The sequence below is a fragment of the Halopseudomonas xinjiangensis genome, from assembly GCF_900104945.1.
Lineage (GTDB): Bacteria > Pseudomonadota > Gammaproteobacteria > Pseudomonadales > Pseudomonadaceae > Halopseudomonas > Halopseudomonas xinjiangensis.
Genome location: NZ_LT629736.1, coordinates 1,821,565 through 1,838,783, shown reverse-complemented (window position 1 = coordinate 1,838,783; position 17,219 = coordinate 1,821,565). Strand labels below are relative to the sequence as shown.

Here is a 17,219-nt window from a genome sequence, read left to right as displayed (position 1 = left end):
GTATGCCAGCACCGAAAACGTGATGAGTCCAAATGTGTTAAGGTGCCGCTCCTGCATGTGAGTTACCAGGTAATTTTCTTCTGCCTGGACAGTTCGAGCGCTTCCCTCCGGCGTATCTTCGATTACTAGCATGTCAGCTCGGCGGCCTGTCCGCCCCTGGCCGTCTGTTTCACCCGACAGACGCTGCCTTCATCAATTTGCGCCATCGGTTTATCCGACATCAATGCGCCTCACTGCGGAGCCTCATGGCTGGACCGTTGCCGGTTCAAGCTGAGCGCTCATCCGCTTTTAATCGCCGCGTGGGCCGCTCTCGCCCGGCGCGCGATGTATCGCCTGTAAACAGGAGTCATTATGAGCTTTAGAGTTGCCATTCTAGGCGCCGGCCCGAGCGGCCTGGCCCAACTACGTGCTTTCGAAGCAGCCCGCCGAAACGGTGCCGACATTCCCGAAATCGTCTGCTATGAAAAGCAGAGCGACTGGGGCGGTCTGTGGAACTACACCTGGCGCACCGGGCTCGATGCCTACGGCGAGCCGGTCCACGGCAGCATGTATCGCTATCTCTGGTCGAACGGCCCGAAGGAATGCCTCGAGTTCGCCGACTATAGCTTCGAAGAACACTTCGGCCGGCCGATCCCGTCCTACCCGCCGCGCGCCGTGCTGCGTGACTACATCATGGGGCGTGTCGCCAAGAGCAACGTGCGTCAGTACATCCGCTTCAACACGGCGGTGCACTGGGTAGCCCATGACGAGGCGACCGGCAAATTCGCAGTCACCGTGCGCGATCTGAAACAGGACGAGCTCAGCACCGAAGAGTTCGATCATGTAATCGTCGCCACCGGCCATTTCTCTACGCCCAACGCGCCGTATTTCGAAGGCCTTGAGCGTTTTCCCGGCCGCGTGCTGCATGCCCACGACTTCCGCGATGCGCGTGAGTTCGAGGGCAAGGATCTGCTGCTGATCGGCAGTAGTTACTCCGCCGAAGACATCGGTACCCAGTGCCACAAGTACGGCGCCCGGTCGGTAACCTTCAGCTACCGTTCCAAGCCCATGGGCTTCGACTGGCCGGAGTCCTTCGCCGAAGTGCCGTTGCTCACCGAAGTGGTCGGCAAGACCGCGCATTTCAAGGATGGCACCAGCAAGGAGATCGACGCGATCATCCTGTGCACGGGGTATCAGCATCACTTCCCGTTCCTGCCGGACGAGCTGACGCTGACCACGCACAACCGCCTATACCCGGAAGGCTTGTACAAGGGCATCGTGTCCCTGGCCAATCCCAAGCTGATGTTCCTCGGCATGCAGGATCAGTACTACACCTTCAACATGTTCGATGCCCAGGCCTGGTATGCCCGGGACCTGATGCTAGGACGCATCGAGCTGCCGTCGGCTGAGGCCATGGAGGCCGATACCCGCGAATGGGTAGCCCGCGAGGAGCAAGTGGCCGATCCGTTCGAGGCGATCGATTTCCAGGCAGCGTACATACTCGATCTGCTTGAGCCAACCGACTACCCGGAGTTCGACGTGACCGCCGTTGCCGAGATCTTCAAGCAGTGGGAGCACCACAAGGAAGCGGACATCCTCGGTTATCGCAACAAGAGCTACCGCTCGACGCTGACCGGCACGCTGGCGCCGGTGCACCATACGCCCTGGATGGATGCGATGGACGATTCGCTGGAAGCTTTCCTTGCCGAAGGCAAATCCCAGCCAGCCAAGGAACGCGCATGAGTCAGCCGAGCCTGAGTCAGGCGCGTGCGCGTTTCACCTCCAGCAGCATCCGCTGGGGGTTCATGTGGGCCCTGTGGTGCGCCGTGCTGTGGGGCGCCTGGTATGTGCCAGGCTCGGCAGTCTGGTTCGAGGCGCCCTACGTCGATCTGAGCTACGACACCAACGCCGAGTTTCTGCTGGCCGCGGCCGTACTGACGACGTTCAATGCCATCGCCGTGCTGTTCTTCCTGTTCGTCTGGAACGGGGTGCTCGGCAAGTGGGGCGAGTACGTTCGCACCATCAAGCAGATGCGCCACATCTCCAAGTGGTTCTTCATCGGTGCGATCTTCGGTGGCCCGATGGCGATCTTTGGCTCGTATCTGGCGATGGGCTACATCGGTGGGGCCTTTGCGGCCATATCGGCGCTGATGTATCCAATCATCGGTGCCACGCTCGCCAGGCTCTGGTATCAGGAAAAGATCACCCGGCGCGCCGCGCTGGGTATCTTCATCATCCTGGCTGGCGGTGTGACCGTGTATGCGCCCGGCATCATCGGCGAGCTGACCGGTACCGGCGACGCTGGCTGGCTGGGTTATCTCGGTGGCGCCATGGCAGCGTTGGGCTGGGGTGTGGAAGGTGCTATCGCTGGCCGTGGGCTGGATGTGGCTGACCCGGATGTTGGCATCACCGTGCGTTTTACCGCCGAAGTGCTGTATTGGGTAGCGCTGATCCTGCCGGCGATCTTTCTGTTCACCGATCAACCGGTGGTGGAACTGGTCGCGGCAACGTTCAACTGGGCAGCCATGGGCTGGCTGACGCTGGCTGGGGTGACCTTCGCCTTCTGTTACGTCTCCTGGTACAAGTCCTTCCCGCTAATCGGGGTAGGGCGCGGACAAGCCATCGCCGCCTTGTACGGGCTGTTCGCGGTGATCTTCCTCACCGCGTTCACCCTCGATTTTCCTGAGTGGAACTTCCTGGCGGGTCTTGCCCTGTTCGTGACCGGCGGATTCGTCATGTACACGGAGAACGACGAGGTGCTGGAAGTCGTGCGCGCCGTGAAGACCGATAGCAAGCCGACTGGCGCCACCGCCAATGCGGCCAACTCGTGACCACTGGAGCAACTCATGAATAGATTGCATATGAAGGGCCGCATCCTCCAGCTCATCAATGCCACGCAGGATAGCGGCATCTGGGACTGGCAGGTCACTGACGCGCTGATGAAGGAGTTCGCCCTCAGCGGCCCCTACTGGCGCGGCAATACCCGCGTCACGCTGACGGACCTTTTCTCCAGCGGCATCATCGAGAGCGTCGAAGAGAAGCTCGACGATGAGGCGTATTTCGGCAAGGGCCGGGTGTTGTTCAAGTTCCGCCTCAACGACTTCGGTCGTCAGCGCATGCGCGATACTGCGCTCGCCTGACCGCGAGCGCTACCACTCACCAACAAGGAGACATCCATGTCTGATTTCTGGGGTTTTCCCGGGGCTGATATCGTCGCCGTCGCGGTCATCATCGTGCTCAGCGGCTCTGCGCTGTATCAGGCGCGAACCTTCGTGACCAAGCTTTAAACCGCAAAAGAACGCCACCGTCAGGTGGCGTTTGGGCTATCGGGATAGGCGGGGCAGGGGCAGTTAGTTCAAGCTCCGGAAAGCCTCGCTTCTCGTAGCTCGGTCCTGATCGCAGCGCTTATACCGCTTCAGCCTGGTCGATGCTCCAATCAGGTCACTCACGGCGTCTCCGGCACATCCACACTCGTTTCAGCCCACGCTGTGCTTGCGACAATCAACCACTCCTCTGAACATACGCCACGCCCGTCGAATCGATTCTGGTCAAAGGTGACCCCAGCCTGCCGGTCGTAGCCTGAGGTTGAGCGCTGTCTCGTGCCGAGAAAGGGCTGGTGGGCATCCTCCACGTCAACGGCGAAGCCGACAGCAAGATCTTCCAAACCGAGGAGGCGGTAGACCACGCCAGCGGTCACTAATAACGGAGGGGAACGGCGCCCCGAAGGCAGCGATGCCCCGGGGCGTTTTCTATTGTCTGGAGTGGGCTGGCGTTGAGCGCGGCAGCGAGACCGGGGCGGCTCAGCGGCGATGAACGACATTTTCGCAAACAGGCCGATAGCCGGACTTTACCGCTACAGCTGGAGCGGGTTAATGTCCGTGCATGGCAGTGAAGCCGGTGACGCAAGGAGCCTATGGATGGCCCGTAGTAGACGCACGACTCCCTTTGAAGACTTCGTAACGACCCTCGCCCGTTTGCCCTGGTGGGCAAGCCTGTCGATAGGCCTTATCGCCTGGCTGATCCTCAACCCGATCGCCAACAGCCCCGTGCCAGTTCCTCGTGCGGTGACGCCTAACGACATGGGCGGCATCGTCGCCGGCCAGCTGCTGCGAACCTTCGCTTTCGGCGGCCAATACCTGATTCCCCTCGCTTGTGTGTTCGGTGCCATCGGCTCCGTGTTCGCACGCGCGCGCCGCAACGGTGAATGAGAGCAAGTCCGATTGCTTTCTCTTCAAGGATGGCAGCATCGAATGTCGACGCTATAAAAAGACAGTCAAGAACGGGCGCAACCACAGCTGCTACAGAAGCGAACACAAGTACACCGAGGCGTGTCGGAGAGCCGAACTTTACAATCCGGTGAATTGATCGGCTGCTATCGGGCCAGAAGCGGACGTTCGACACCGGCTGCTTCCGGCCATGAAGCGGACATCCATACCTTGACCGTCACGCTACCTAGCGTTCCGCTCTATTATCGGAAGAGCTGCTGGCTAATGAAACCTTGCGGCGTTGGGATTCGGCGAAGCCATGCCCTTGTTGCCCTTACCTGGGTTAGGCTTGTCGCCAGTCGCCTCAATGAAACGTTTTCCCCCTGGTGCGACTTCGGTTCGTAAACGGCAACTGCTAGGTGGGTCGCAGCGGCGCTAGAAGCCATGAGAAGCATGTCGGATGCTCGGAGATAGGCGCAGTTGAGCAGAGCCCGAAAGCTTAATTTGAACGAAAGGTGGAACGGAATGAGCAGATTGTCGCTGCGTGGAAGAATGGCGCTTCTATTCGTGATAGTCGTGACGGCAGTCCTGAGCTTGGCCGCCGTCAGCTTCGATTATTTCTGCCGTTTGCACTTCCAACAACAGGACGCAGCAGTGCTTGAGGGCAAGGTTTCAGCTCTGGAATCACTCCTCTCGCGGGGGAGCAGCCTCGAACCTGAAATGGTTTCGGATATCCACCAGTTAGTCGATACTTCATTCGGCTTCGCCGCAGCGATCTTGGCCGGGGACAGAGTCATCTATTCACATCACAACTTGTCTGAAGAGCTAGCGGCTTCACTCGGCCCCAGGCAAGGCGAGCGATGGCTGATACAGGTTGGCTCCAACCGCTACAGTGGTATGACTGAACGGATCGAGGGATGGGCTGACGGAGAAGGCGGCACCATTCACCTGGCTATGGATGTCACGCACCGCACCCATTTCTTTGAGATGATTCGGCGGTGGTTTTTCTATACGTTGATTATCAGCGCAGCACTTAGTGGCGCGCTTGGCTTTGTCTTCATTCGTCGAGGCCTCGAACCGATTTCAAGCCTGTCCCGAACATCCTCAACCATCACCGCAAACTGTCTGGATACACGTATTTCAACGGAGTCGGTGCCATCTGAACTTCACGAACTGGTGGATAACTTCAACGCCATGTTGGAGCGCCTCGATCAGTCCTTTCTGAGGCTGTCGAGCTTCTCAGCTGATATTGCCCACGAGCTACGCACTCCGCTCAACAGCATGCTAACCCAGACAGAAGTTGCTCTTTTGAAGGAAAGAGACAGTGCTGACTACAAAGATGTCTTGTTTTCGACCCTTGAGGAGCTTCGTCGCATGTCGCGAATGGTCGACGACATGCTTTTTCTAGCCAAGGCCGACAACGGCATGATCACTCCTGATTTTGAGGATCACGACCTGAGCGCGATTGCTGCAGGAGTGCTGGAATATTACGAGTACGCCGCAGATGAGAAAGAGATAAAACTGGCGCTGCACAGCACTGGTACCTCAAAGGTGAAGGGAGACAACTTGATGCTCCGCAGAGCGATCTCGAACGTGATGTCCAATGCTGTCCGCTACGGCGAGCCCGGCTCGACCGTCGACATCAAAGTTTCTAACGCTCGCGAGTGGGCGCGCCTTGAAGTGAGCAATCAAGGACCAACGATCGCGCCAGACCACGTCGATAAGCTGTTTGATCGTTTTTACCGTATCGATACGGCCAGGCGAGAGGGCAACACGCTGAACGCCGGGCTCGGCATGGCCATTACGCGCTCAATTGTCGAGGCGCACGAAGGCTCGATTGACTGCCACTCGGCTAATGGAGTCACGACTTTCCAGATGAGGTTGCCGATAGCTGTTGGCTGACGTTGGGTAGGTCCGGTCTTTGTTCCATGCGGCTCGGCACCCGCGCTGCTTTTCACCTGGCAGCGGCGCAATCCGGAGAGTTCGTCGGGCTTGCAACTATGCGCACGACATTAAGGATATGCATATGACGAAAACCGATGATTCCTCATTCCAGACCAAGTCGAAGAAGCTCAACCAGCACTGCGTCTGCGCCACCCTTGATAGGCCTAAGGTGATGCTGAATCTCGCTGGCCTGTTGGGCGATGCGCAAGAGCAGTTGGTTTCAAGCCCGACCTGGCACCAGTTCTTTTCAGACGTAGCGGTGTTCGTGCCTCAACGAGACCTGGATTGCATGATGGAGATTGTCCTGGCTTTGGAGACAGCTGCCGCTCTGCCGGGGTTTCGTCAGAGGGTCCTCGGCCGAGCGCCGCAGACTGCGCAGATCAATCCCGGCCCTGTGGGTGCTTTCATGGGCTATGACTTTCATCTAAGCGAAGACGGGCCCCGTCTTATTGAAGTCAACACTAATGCTGGAGGTGCTTTCCTCAATGCCACGCTGGCCCGAGCGCAACTGCAGTGTTGTAGCAGCGCTGCACGGATTGCTTGGGCCGATGATTTTCACCGGCAGGTAATAAGCCAATTCGAAAGTGAGTGGCTTCTACAGCGCGGCAATGGAAGGCCGCGCCGCATAGCGATCGTAGATGACCAGCCTACCGAGCAATACCTGTATCCTGAGTTTCGCTTGGCCCAGCAGCTGTTCCGAAACGCCGGAATCGATGCGCTCATCGTGTCGCCGTCAGAACTGAGATCGAGCGCCGGCGCGTTGTATCACGACGATAACAAGATCGACCTGGTCTACAACCGTCTGGTGGACTTCTCTCTGCAGGCTCCGGAGCACGCTGTCTTGCGCTCAGCCTGGCTGGATGGGAGCGCTGTTGTAACGCCAAACCCGTTTACACATGCCTTGTTCGCTGATAAACGCAACCTGATCGAGTGGTCCGACTTCGATAGCTTGCAAGAGTGGGGCTTGAGCGGTGAGAAGATTGAGCTACTTCGCCGCGGTGTTCCGCGCACTGTCTCGGTGAATGCGGGCAACGAGGCGGAGCTTTGGCAACAGCGCAAGAACTGGTTCTTCAAGCCAGTGGCAGGTTATGGCAGCAAGGGTGCCTACCGTGGCAGCAAGCTCACCAAAAACACCTATGCCCAGATCCTTGATAGCGACTATATCGCTCAGACCTTCGTTCCGCCGTCGGAGCGGGTTGTCATGGTCGACGGTGAACGGCAAATGCTTAAGGTGGATGTGCGGCTGTATACCTATCGCGGGAATCTGATACTCGCCGCGGCGCGACTGTATCAAGGCCAGACGACCAACTTTCGCACGCCCGGTGGCGGCTTCGCGCCGGTCTTGATCAGCGCGAGCTAACCAAAACGGTTCAATTAGACGCGGAGACCAAGCGTAAGACCGGGACCTAAGCAGTGCCCGTTCCGTCGATAAAATAGCCCATGCCTCGCACGGTATGGATCAACTTGACCGGAAACTCATCGTCAATTTTCGCCCGTAGCCGGCGAATGGCCACCTCGATGATATTGGTGTCGCTATCGAAATTAATGTCCCACACTTTCGAGGCGATGAGCGATTTGGACAATACTTCGCCGCGTCGGCGAAGCAGCAATTCGAGCAGCTTGAATTCCTTGGCAGTCAGATCGATCCGCCGCCCTCCGCGCTCCACTCTTCGCTTGAGGAGATCCAACCGCAAATCCTCAATGGTAAGCATCGTCTGAGCGGTGCTGCTGCTTCCTCGGCGTAGCAGCGATCGGACCCGAGCAAGAAGTTCGGAAAACGCAAACGGTTTAATGAGGTAATCGTCGGCGCCCAGCTCAAGGCCTTTGACCCTGTCCTCGACCCGATCTCTGGCAGTGAGAAACAACGCAGGGGTTTCCCTTCCTGCAGTACGCACTTTTTCGAGTACTTGCCAGCCGTCTAGTCCTGGCATCATCACATCGAGCACTAGTAGATCATACCGTTCACCGAGCGCCTGATGGGCCGCGTCAGTCCCGTTGGTTACCAGATCCACGTTGAACCCTGCTTCCGTCAAGCCCTGTTTAAGGTAGACGCCAGTTTTCGGCTCGTCTTCGGCAACTAGGATTTTCACAATTGAGCTCCGGGGCAGTTAGCTCATTGTGCCGTTGTCGGAGGGGACATTCCATTGCCTTACAGGAATGTAATTCGGCTCAAAGCATAACGGGGTGGGCTGACGGGGCGCGTCCGGGTAATGACCCGAACGCACCAGGCAATTAGCCAGCCATCCGTTCGCATTCTTCGGCGCAGGCCATGCAGGCTTCAGCGCAGCGTTGGCAATGGTCAGCCTCATGTTTTTTGCACTCTTCGCCACAGGCGCGGCATATCTGAGCGCAGAGGCGGCAGATGTCTGCGGCGTACTCGCTGTCTCGAGCCATAAAATTGGCAGCGAGCTGGCAAATATCGGCGCAATCCATGTCGAGCTTGATGCATCGAGCCATCATTTTCACGTCGTCTTCGCCGAGGCAGGCAGCAGCGCACGTCTGGCAAACGATCGCACAGTTGCTACAGGCCTGGATGCAGGATTGCAATTTGGCATTCATCATTGGTGTTCTCCACAGTGAAGGTAGGTTCGTGCGGCCTGGGCCAGCCAGGCCACACGTTTGTCGACCGCTGTGGCTGCGGAGAAGTTTGCGCCGTGCGTCTACCTGACAGAAATGTAATTTTGCAAACAGCGTAGTGACAGGTTCGGTTTGATATTGTCTCGTGAGACTGCTGTTCTGCCGGGTCGACGGTCCGGTTTGTATCTCTGCTACGTTGTACTCCTTCTTAGAGATCCGCGCCCGCTGGGCGCTTTTTTTTGCGGCTCCCTCACCCTCGGCACGAAGCTGACATAAATGTAATCACACGCCCGTTAGCGATATGGCACATTCAGCTCATCGCTTCGCTAAGCTGCAAGTGACCTGATTCTCGAGCACGGGGCACCAAGCCATGCAATACAAGACGTCGAGACGAACCTTTGTAAAAGGATTAGTCGCAACAGGACTGTTCGGGGGGCTCGGGCTGTGGAGATCTCCAGTCTGGGCAGTGACCAGTCCCGGGCAGCCAACCGTCCTTACCGGAACCGAATTTGACCTGGTCATTGGCGAGAGGCCTGTGAACATCACGGGCAAACCGCGGACTGCGCTCACCATCAATGGCACGATTCCTGGCCCTTTGCTGCGTTGGCGGGAGGGCGATACGGTCACCTTGCGGGTGGCCAATCGCCTTGAAGAAGACACCTCCATTCATTGGCATGGGATTATTCTCCCAGCGAATATGGATGGCGTCCCGGGGCTAAGTTTCCATGGCATCGCTCCGGACGGAATGTATGAGTACAAATTCCAGGTGAACCAGCACGGCACTTACTGGTACCACAGCCACTCAGGGTTCCAGGAACAGGCCGGAGTTTATGGTCCGTTGGTCATCGACGCGAAGGATCCAGAGCCATTCGAGTACGATCGCGATTATGTCGTCATGCTGACTGACTGGACTGACGAGAGCTCGGAAGAAATCATGGCCAAGCTGAAGAAACAGTCCGACTACTACAACTTCAATCAGCGTACCGTCGGTGACTTCATTCGCGATGCCAAGCAGGATGGGCTGGGCGCGACGCTGGCCGATCGCAAGATGTGGGCGCAAATGAAGATGAGCCCGACAGACCTGGCCGACGTAAGTGGCTACACCTACACCTATCTGATGAACGGCCTAGCGCCTAACGGCAACTGGACGGGACTGTTCAAGCCTGGCGAGAAGCTCCGGCTGCGCTTCATCAACGGTTCGGCTATGAGCTACTTCGACGTTCGTATCCCCGGGTTGAAAATGACCGTCGTGGCGGCGGACGGGCTTCATGTCGAGCCGGTTAGTGTCGACGAATTTCGGATCGCGGTGGCCGAGACGTATGACGTAATAGTAGAGCCTGAGCAGGAACAGGCGTACACCATCTTCGCTCAGTCGATGGATCGCACTGGCTTCGCTCGTGGCACCCTAGCCATTCGTGAGGGCTTGGGCGCGCCAGTTCCCGAGACAGATCCCAGGCCCGAACTCAGCATGCAGGACATGGGGATGGATCACGGAAGCATGGCCGGGATGAGTCATGATTCCGCTCAGCCGATGTCGGACATGGACCACGCTCAGATGGGGCACGGTTCGATGGACCACAGTCAAATGGGAGCCATGGACCACGGGACCATGGGCGCGATGGGTGCAATGCAGCAGCATCCTGCCACCGAAGAGGGAAACCCTCTGGTCGATATGCAGACCATGACGCCGACGCCAAAGTTGGATGACCCGGGGCTTGGGTTACGCGACAACGGCCGCCGTACGTTGACTTATGGCGACCTGAGAAGCACCTTCCCCGATCCGGATGGGCGCGAGCCGAGCAGAACCATCGAACTGCATCTTACCGGTCATATGGAACGGTTTTCGTGGTCGTTCGATGGCGTAGAATTTTCCGACGCCGAGCCGCTGCGTCTCACTTACGGTGAGCGGGTTCGCATCACACTGGTCAACGACACGATGATGACCCACCCGATTCACTTGCATGGAATGTGGAGCGATCTGGAGGACGAAAACGGCAATTTCCTGGTACGCAAACACACGATCGATATGCCTCCGGGCTCCAGGCGCAGTTATCGCGTCACGGCCGATGCGTTGGGCCGCTGGGCCTATCACTGCCATTTGCTGTTCCATATGGAAATGGGCATGTTCCGTGAAGTCCGTGTCGATGAACGAGCCTAAGGAGTCGCAGCGATGACGGTTTGCAGATACCAAAAACTTACCGGCCGCGCATTCATGGTGACTTTGCTGAGCGTGGCCTCCCCAGTCAGCGTGCTCGCAGCCGAAGGACACACGGGACATCAGGGTGCCTCTCCTCCTATTGAGCGAAGCGAACAGTCCCCGAGCATGAGCCACAGCCAGCACGGCTCGAGCAAAGCGGGCCATGGTTCGATGCAGCACGGCGATATGGATCATAGCCAGATGGACCATGGTGGGATGCAGCACGGCGATATGGACCAAAGCTCCGGCCGGCCAATGCAAAGCAACACGCACGGGGCTCGCGATGTAAATGGGGTAGCCCAGCCCTCGTTTATCCCAGCTTTGACCGATGCTGACCGGGCGGCTGCGTTTCCAGCCATTCAGGGACACACGGTCCATGACAAGAAGCCTTACGCTTTTCTGCTCTTCGATCAGCTTGAGTATCAGAACGCCGATGAAGGCAGCGCACTGGCATGGGAGCTTGGCGGATGGTGGGGAGGAGATATTGACCGGGTCTGGTTGCGTTCTGAGGGTGAGCGTACCAATGGCATTACAGAAGAAGCTGAGGTGCACGTGTTATGGGGACACGCTGTCGGCCCCTGGTGGGAGCTAGTCGGGGGTGTCAGACAGGACTTCAAACCAGGCTCACCACAGACCTGGGCTGCAGTCGGCCTGCAAGGGATGGCGTTGTATGGACTGGAAGTAGAGGCCACAGCGTACCTCGGCGAAGGTGGGCAGACCGCTGCACGGCTGGAAGCAGAATATGACGTTCTGCTAACCAACCGTCTTGTGCTGCAGCCGGTGGCGGAGCTGAATTTCCATGGCAAGGATGACTCCAGTAGAGGAATTGGCTCTGGCTTGAGCGAGGCCGAAGCCGGCTTGCGCCTTCGCTATGAAATAGCCCGTGAGTTCGCCCCCTATGTCGGCGTTAGCTGGGGTAGAAGCTATGGGCAAACAGCTGACTTTACCCGAGAGGAAGGTGAAGAAAATGAGTCGGCGCGCTTCGTCGCTGGCGTGAGGATGTGGTTTTAGGATCGAATAATGAAAAAAATAGTGGGCACGTTGGTGGTAGCGTTCGCAGTGTTTGCGACCGCTGTCGCCGGAGTTGTGTATTTTGGCGTGATCAGTGTGGCAGCGGACGAGCCACACTCAGCAGTCGTCCACGATTTTCTTGAGGTGGCTCGAAACCGGTCAATAGCGGTTCGCTCGGAGTCGATCGACGTTCCCGATCTCAAGGGCGCTGACAACATTCAGGCTGGCTCGGGTAATTACGATGCGATGTGTGCCAGTTGCCATCTCACGCCAGGGCAGAGCGCGTCGGAGCTTAGCAAGGGGCTATATCCGTCTCCTCCCGACCTGACTCAGACCGGGCTCAGTGGAGACCCCGCGAGAACATTCTGGATCATCAAACATGGCATCAAGGCTTCCGGCATGCCCGCTTGGGGCCAAAGCATGGCTGATCAGTACATCTGGGAGATGGTGGCATTTCTGGACGAGTTACCGTCGCTGAACGCTGAGGAGTATCGAACGCTGGTTGCCTCCAGTGGAGGCCATCAGCATGGCGGAGGCGAAACGGCCCCACACGGTGATCATCACAGCGGCACAGAAGCAGCGGGTGGCCACGCAGAGAACCATCACGGCGCGGCTGAAGCAAGCCAGCCTTCCCCGGCGCAGCCGAGTACGCACATCCATGCCGACGGCAAGGAACATCTACATGAGCATTAAGTCCAGACAAACCTGATTGGCGATCCCCACCTTGGACAAAATATCAACCCTTCTGGTCGCGACCGAATCCCCTAGCTCACCAATCGCTGAAGAAAATCTGCGAGAGCCTGCTTGGGGGTCATCCTCCTCCGAGACGATCGTCTCGATTCCCCGTTGAGCCGATACTTCCTATGGCGAGAGTGGGCATACGAGCGGCAGCGAAAGCAGCCATCCACTGACACCCAATTTTCACAGCACCACCTTCTCGCTGCTTCATCTTCATCCAGACGATAGTGCTAGAAACGAAGAATCAACCTGCCTACAGCTCCCCTGGTTCTTGCACAGGCCATAGCCGTACACTCGCGAACGGCGACCAGCCGGTGGCGCGGGAGCGCAAAATTGGGTCAGTTCATCGACCCCAACTACTCTTTTAAGCGCAAAAAAAGAGGGCGCGATGCGCCCTCTGGGTAGCCACTTATGGCGTAACCGGTTTTGTATCCTGTCTGTCTACCATATCCTTGCCTAGCCGGCGCCAGGTCAACAGGAAGCACAGAGCGCTGGCAAGGTACAGGCAGGCCATGATGACCATGGCGGTTTGAAGGCTTTGCGCGTAGACCTGTCCACAGACTTCCTGCAGCTCGGGGTTCAGCTGACCGACAACGGAAGGGTGACACTGATTTCGCGCCAGGTCGCCAGCCGCAACCCCGAGCTCGGCGATGCCGGACTTGAAGAAGATGTCGGAGACTGCGCCAATGAACAGCGGGCCGAAGCCGTAGCCAACCAGGTTGACGAGAAGCAGCATCACTGCCGTGGCCATTGCGCGCACCCGCATGCTTACCACACCCTGGCCAATCGTGTACTGGGCGGCTAGATAGCCGTACTTCACGAAGCCGCCGATGACCAGGCCGATCGCAGCGTAGAGCAGATTGTCGGTCGTGAAGGCGAAAATGTAACAGGGAACCGACAGTGTCAGGCCCACCGCCGGTACCCAGGCGATGGCGCCCGGGTGCTTCTTGTAAATTCTGGTCGCTAGCCAACCGGTGGCGAAGGTGCCAATGGCCGCGGACAGAGCTACCGGCGTGTTGATCCAGATTGCCGCCTGACCGGCGGTGATTTCGTAGGTGCGGACCAGAAAGAGCGACTGGAATGAGGAGATACCGTAACCGCAGAACGCGGCAATGGTGGCGCCGGCAGTCATCAGCCAGAAAGCCGGCTTGCCCATCAGCTCGTGGATAGCCTCGCTCAGGCTGGCTCGCTCTTTTTTCTCGGCTTGCGCCGGGTCGGTGTAGCCGCGCGGCGGCTCCTTGACCGTCAATTTGAAAACAAGGGCGACCAGCAAGCCCGGCAAACCGACGACGAAAAAGGCGGTGCGCCAGTCGAAGGTGTCGGTAACCCAGCCGCCGATCAGGTTGGCGAACATGGTGCCTAGGGTTACGCCCATGGCGTAGAAACCCAGCGCCTGGGACCTTTCACGCGGAATGAAATAATCCGCGATCAGGGAGTTGGCCGGCGGTGTACAGCCTGCCTCGCCGATACCCACACCGACGCGACACATCAGCAGAATCCAGAACGCGCCGATGGTAATCGAGCCGATCGTGACTTCCGTTGCAAGGCCGCAGAGCGCCGTCATCACCGACCACAGGGCTACGCAGATGGTCATGATCCATACGCGATGGGCGACATCAGCAAAGCGCGCTAGCGGAATGCCCACGGCGGTATAGAGCAGGGCGAAACCGAAGCCAGTGAGAAGCCCAAACTGAGTGTCGGTAATTCCGAGGTCCGGCACCAGATCGGGGCCGACAACCGCTAGCAGGGCGCGGTCGACGAAATTCAAGATGTAAATAAGTGTCAGCGCGAAGAGCACATAGTTGCGGTACGCCTTGGAGCCGTAGCCGACCAAGTGGCCTTGCGTTCCCCCTTCTCTGGCGGTGGTGCCTCTCATGGACAATCCTTTCTAGGTACGTTGTTATAAGTAGACGCGGGCGGTAATCGCACGCTGATATTGCGCTTCTGGCGGTGCCTGGCTGGCCTTGAAAACAATCGAAGTCTTTTCCGACTAGACAAACCCTGCCAATAGACACAGTGGATACGATACGGTGCCGCGCAGAATCGTTGGATCTGTCTCGCGGGTCATATTCAGGCGCGAGCGAATGCCAAAACTCAAGGGCCCATCAGAATCACCGCGATTCGTGACATAACAGCGTAGCAGGGGAACGGCCTCGCGCGGTCGAGCCAAGCAGCCATCCTGGGTACGTGATGCCAATCCATAAGCAAATGGCATAATTAGACCGGCACGTAGCTGAAACTCGGCCAAGGACCGTACGCCGACGAATTCGGACGTCCGCTTATGGGCCGAAGCACCTGAGATCGTGACGGTACGCTATGACGAACCACCTCGTTCACTGAGCTGTTCAGTACGAAGCCGTGGCCGTACTGGCTTTTGCTGGCAGGCCGGGCCTGGAAATTGCGGATGATGAATGCTTTGCCCGTGGTGTCTACTTCGGACGATGTCGAATCCTCACCGAGACGCCGTGGATCGGGCTGCTTCTCAACACCCGGTGAGCAGCCCCCCGTTACTCTTTCAGGGCTTGGGCAAGGAGCCTGGCAACGTCTCTAACCGCTTCATCCAGCCCGCTACGTGTTGATAGGGGCTGATGTCGACATCGCCTTCGGGTGCGAGCGCAACATAGGGATACACCGCACACTCGGCAATGGTGGGCCGCGCCATCGCCAGCCAGTCGTTGTTTCTCAGATGCTCGTCGAGCAGCAGCAGAACAGCCGGTGACTTGGCCAGCGCCGCTGCCTTGTCCAGCGGCGCGGCAAACTTCTGGACCAACCGGGCGGCACATAGGCTGTGCTGGATCTCATTGGCCGTGAAGCTCAGCCATTGCGTGATTTCTGCCTGCCCCTGAGCATGCGACGGCCACCAAGCCAGTCCGCCATATGTGCCAGCCAGGTAAACCAGGATAGCCTGCGAGTCTCTGAGGACAGAGGATCCATCTACCAGAACGGGCACCTGGGCCAAAGGATTCATGTCCGCCATCGGCGGTTTTCTGTGCTCGTTATTCGCCAAGTCGACCGGCTCCAGTTGAAGCTCGATGTTGGCAAGCGAAGCAAGAAGCCTCACCTTGTAGCAGTTGCCGGATGCTTCTACGTCATACAGTTTCACTACGCTTCTCCTTCAACGAGTTGACTGAACTCCAGGACGTTGCCATCCGGGTCGCGAATAAACAGGGCAATTCGCCGGGGGCCGATGTGGTGCGGCCCCTCCGTGATGGGAATGTTCTGTACGCCCAGCCATGACTCAAGCGCGCCGAGGTCGTCAACGACGAAGGCCGGATGCGTCATGCCGGGTAGTTTTATCGGTGCGTCGAGCAGTACGTTGTGGGCGCTGCGTGGACGGGCGCCATTGAAGATCAGATTGATACGGACGCCGTTTGAGCTAAGCATTTCGTTGGCCTCGTGAAGTGGAAAGCTGGCGGTTTCGACGAAGCCAAGCGCCTGGTAAAAGGACATCGAGCGCGGTTTGTCGCTTACCCGGATTCCGACGTGGTCATACGCCAGAATCCGCGAAAGGTTGTTAGCGTTGTGCATGGTATGGAGCTCCAGATGAAATCGGATTCTCAGTGTCTGCTGGAGCAGGCCTGCTATCTAGGGCTCAAAGCTGACAATATTTATGCGCTCAGCGCACAAATCGGAAGGTGGTAATGGATAGGCTCAAGGCAATGGCCAACTTTGTTCGGATCGTCGATTGCGGCAGCTTGAGCGCGGCAGCGAACGCCACTGGCCAATCGGTAGCTTCGCTTGTGCGTTCGCTCGCTGCGCTGGAGCGCCATCTGAATGTGCGACTGCTCAACCGCAGCACTAGACGTATGGCTTTGACCGTCGAGGGAGAGGAGTACCTGGGCTGGTGTAGGCAGGTGCTAGCTGATTTCGATGAAATGGAAAAGCGTCTGGAGGCCCGGGATGGTGTGATTCGTGGGTTGCTGCGCATCACTGCACCAATAGAGTTTGGTCACCGCTACGTGGCTCCGCTCGTGAACGAGTTTCTGAACGACAATCCGCAAGTCAGGGCCGAGCTTAGCCTCAGTGACACCATCGCTCCTCTGTTGGACGAGCGGCTCGACCTGGCGATACGGATAGGCCATCTGCCGGATTCCTCGTTGGTTGCTCGGCATGTCGGCTGCACTCGACTCATCACCTGCGCCAGTCCCGAGTATCTGCAAGCAGCTTCTGCTCTCGCCGCACCGGCATCGCTGCACGAACATGCGTGCATCACACTCGCTTCGCAGGGCCGGCGTTGGCGTTTTCGTCACGGGGATCAGGAGTGGGCTGAGACGATTGATCCCAGGCTAACCTGTACGCAAGTCAGAGCTGCCAGCCTGGCATGTACGCAGAACATCGGGGTCGCCCGGTTTTTCCATTATCAGGTTGCGGATGAGTTGGCTGATGGTCGCTTGATCCGAGTGCTCTCGAACTTCGAACCAGCGGATATACCTATTCAGCTGGTTTACCCGCACTCGCTGGAGCTGTCGCCCCGGGTAAAAGCTTTTGTCGACTGGGCTTGTCTGCAGCTTCGGCAGGTGACGCCGAGTCCTACAGAGTAGCTGGCTCATACGGTCTCTCTACGAACA

At 58.1% G+C, this 17,219-nt stretch carries 15 protein-coding genes; 10 read left to right on the top strand and 5 right to left on the bottom strand.

Annotated elements, in window-relative coordinates:
• The first annotated feature begins 351 nt into the window (after positions 1 to 351).
• The 6 genes from BLT85_RS08390 (at position 352) to BLT85_RS08365 (ending at position 7,488) form a co-directional block, all read left to right on the top strand.
• On the top strand, positions 352 to 1,722 hold the full coding sequence (locus tag BLT85_RS08390) for a flavin-containing monooxygenase (RefSeq protein ID WP_093393144.1): 1,371 nt from the start codon (positions 352 to 354) through the stop codon (positions 1,720 to 1,722).
• A complete protein-coding gene (locus tag BLT85_RS08385; protein WP_093393141.1) occupies positions 1,719 to 2,810 on the top strand; it encodes a DMT family transporter in 1,092 nt (363 codons plus the stop codon). The genes BLT85_RS08390 and BLT85_RS08385 overlap by 4 nt, the downstream gene beginning before the upstream one ends.
• 15 nt (positions 2,811 to 2,825) lie before the next feature.
• On the top strand, positions 2,826 to 3,119 hold the full coding sequence (locus BLT85_RS08380; protein WP_093393138.1) for a hypothetical protein: 294 nt from the start codon (positions 2,826 to 2,828) through the stop codon (positions 3,117 to 3,119).
• Positions 3,120 to 3,896: 777 nt separating this feature from the next.
• A complete protein-coding gene (locus BLT85_RS08375; RefSeq protein ID WP_093393135.1) occupies positions 3,897 to 4,187 on the top strand; it encodes a hypothetical protein in 291 nt (96 codons plus the stop codon).
• A 522-nt stretch (positions 4,188 to 4,709) separates the two neighbouring features.
• Positions 4,710 to 6,086, top strand: coding sequence for a heavy metal sensor histidine kinase (locus BLT85_RS08370; protein ID WP_093393132.1), 1,377 nt, complete (start codon positions 4,710 to 4,712; stop codon positions 6,084 to 6,086).
• Between the two features lie 19 nt (positions 6,087 to 6,105).
• On the top strand, positions 6,106 to 7,488 hold the full coding sequence (locus BLT85_RS08365) for a hypothetical protein (protein WP_231701447.1): 1,383 nt from the start codon (positions 6,106 to 6,108) through the stop codon (positions 7,486 to 7,488).
• Between the two features lie 46 nt (positions 7,489 to 7,534).
• Here the strand turns inward: BLT85_RS08365 and BLT85_RS08360 are convergent, their stop codons facing one another.
• The gene (locus BLT85_RS08360) at positions 7,535 to 8,218 is read right to left on the bottom strand and encodes a heavy metal response regulator transcription factor (RefSeq protein ID WP_093393126.1); all 684 of its coding nucleotides are present in this window, start codon (positions 8,216 to 8,218) and stop codon (positions 7,535 to 7,537) included.
• Between the two features lie 142 nt (positions 8,219 to 8,360).
• A complete protein-coding gene (locus BLT85_RS08355) occupies positions 8,361 to 8,690 on the bottom strand; it encodes a four-helix bundle copper-binding protein (RefSeq protein ID WP_093393123.1) in 330 nt (109 codons plus the stop codon).
• A gap of 385 nt (positions 8,691 to 9,075) precedes the next feature.
• Here BLT85_RS08355 and BLT85_RS08350 point away from each other — a divergent pair, with 385 nt between their 5' ends.
• Genes BLT85_RS08350 through BLT85_RS08340 form a run of 3 tightly spaced genes read left to right on the top strand, consistent with a single transcriptional unit; the run spans position 9,076 to position 12,606 of the window.
• Positions 9,076 to 10,863 carry a copper resistance system multicopper oxidase gene (locus BLT85_RS08350; protein WP_093393120.1) on the top strand — a complete coding sequence of 596 codons (1,788 nt, stop codon included), beginning with the start codon at positions 9,076 to 9,078 and terminating at the stop codon, positions 10,861 to 10,863.
• Positions 10,864 to 10,917: 54 nt separating this feature from the next.
• Complete coding sequence (locus BLT85_RS08345; RefSeq protein ID WP_231701589.1) at positions 10,918 to 11,913, top strand: copper resistance protein B; 996 nt, start codon at positions 10,918 to 10,920, stop codon at positions 11,911 to 11,913.
• A 9-nt stretch (positions 11,914 to 11,922) separates the two neighbouring features.
• Positions 11,923 to 12,606, top strand: coding sequence for a c-type cytochrome (locus tag BLT85_RS08340; RefSeq protein ID WP_093393117.1), 684 nt, complete (start codon positions 11,923 to 11,925; stop codon positions 12,604 to 12,606).
• 454 nt (positions 12,607 to 13,060) lie between these two features.
• On the opposite strand, the gene BLT85_RS08335 is transcribed toward BLT85_RS08340, so the two are convergent.
• The 3 genes from BLT85_RS08335 to BLT85_RS08325 all read right to left on the bottom strand — a co-directional run bounded on the left by BLT85_RS08335 (position 13,061) and on the right by BLT85_RS08325 (position 16,179).
• On the bottom strand, positions 13,061 to 14,527 hold the full coding sequence (locus BLT85_RS08335; protein ID WP_093393114.1) for a spinster family MFS transporter: 1,467 nt from the start codon (positions 14,525 to 14,527) through the stop codon (positions 13,061 to 13,063).
• Positions 14,528 to 15,166: 639 nt separating this feature from the next.
• Positions 15,167 to 15,754: a glutathione S-transferase family protein gene (locus BLT85_RS08330; RefSeq protein WP_093393111.1), complete on the bottom strand. Its 588-nt coding sequence runs from the start codon at positions 15,752 to 15,754 to the stop codon at positions 15,167 to 15,169.
• On the bottom strand, positions 15,754 to 16,179 hold the full coding sequence (locus BLT85_RS08325; protein WP_093393108.1) for a VOC family protein: 426 nt from the start codon (positions 16,177 to 16,179) through the stop codon (positions 15,754 to 15,756). The genes BLT85_RS08330 and BLT85_RS08325 overlap by 1 nt, the downstream gene beginning before the upstream one ends.
• Before the next feature lie 113 nt (positions 16,180 to 16,292).
• Between BLT85_RS08325 and BLT85_RS08320 the strand changes: the two genes are divergently transcribed.
• On the top strand, positions 16,293 to 17,192 hold the full coding sequence (locus tag BLT85_RS08320) for a LysR substrate-binding domain-containing protein (RefSeq protein ID WP_093393102.1): 900 nt from the start codon (positions 16,293 to 16,295) through the stop codon (positions 17,190 to 17,192).
• The last annotated feature ends 27 nt before the right edge of the window (positions 17,193 to 17,219 follow it).

Coding starts and splice junctions, on each gene's coding strand:
- BLT85_RS08345 (WP_231701589.1), top strand. CDS start 10,918: ATGGTGACTTTGCTGAGCGTGGCCTCCCCAGTCAGCGTGCTCGCAGCC.
- BLT85_RS08370 (WP_093393132.1), top strand. CDS start 4,710: ATGAGCAGATTGTCGCTGCGTGGAAGAATGGCGCTTCTATTCGTGATA.
- BLT85_RS08350 (WP_093393120.1), top strand. CDS start 9,076: ATGCAATACAAGACGTCGAGACGAACCTTTGTAAAAGGATTAGTCGCA.
- BLT85_RS08385 (WP_093393141.1), top strand. CDS start 1,719: ATGAGTCAGCCGAGCCTGAGTCAGGCGCGTGCGCGTTTCACCTCCAGC.
- BLT85_RS08380 (WP_093393138.1), top strand. CDS start 2,826: ATGAATAGATTGCATATGAAGGGCCGCATCCTCCAGCTCATCAATGCC.
- BLT85_RS08340 (WP_093393117.1), top strand. CDS start 11,923: ATGAAAAAAATAGTGGGCACGTTGGTGGTAGCGTTCGCAGTGTTTGCG.
- BLT85_RS08320 (WP_093393102.1), top strand. CDS start 16,293: ATGGATAGGCTCAAGGCAATGGCCAACTTTGTTCGGATCGTCGATTGC.
- BLT85_RS08375 (WP_093393135.1), top strand. CDS start 3,897: ATGGCCCGTAGTAGACGCACGACTCCCTTTGAAGACTTCGTAACGACC.
- BLT85_RS08325 (WP_093393108.1), bottom strand. CDS start 16,179: ATGCACAACGCTAACAACCTTTCGCGGATTCTGGCGTATGACCACGTC.
- BLT85_RS08355 (WP_093393123.1), bottom strand. CDS start 8,690: ATGATGAATGCCAAATTGCAATCCTGCATCCAGGCCTGTAGCAACTGT.
- BLT85_RS08335 (WP_093393114.1), bottom strand. CDS start 14,527: ATGAGAGGCACCACCGCCAGAGAAGGGGGAACGCAAGGCCACTTGGTC.
- BLT85_RS08390 (WP_093393144.1), top strand. CDS start 352: ATGAGCTTTAGAGTTGCCATTCTAGGCGCCGGCCCGAGCGGCCTGGCC.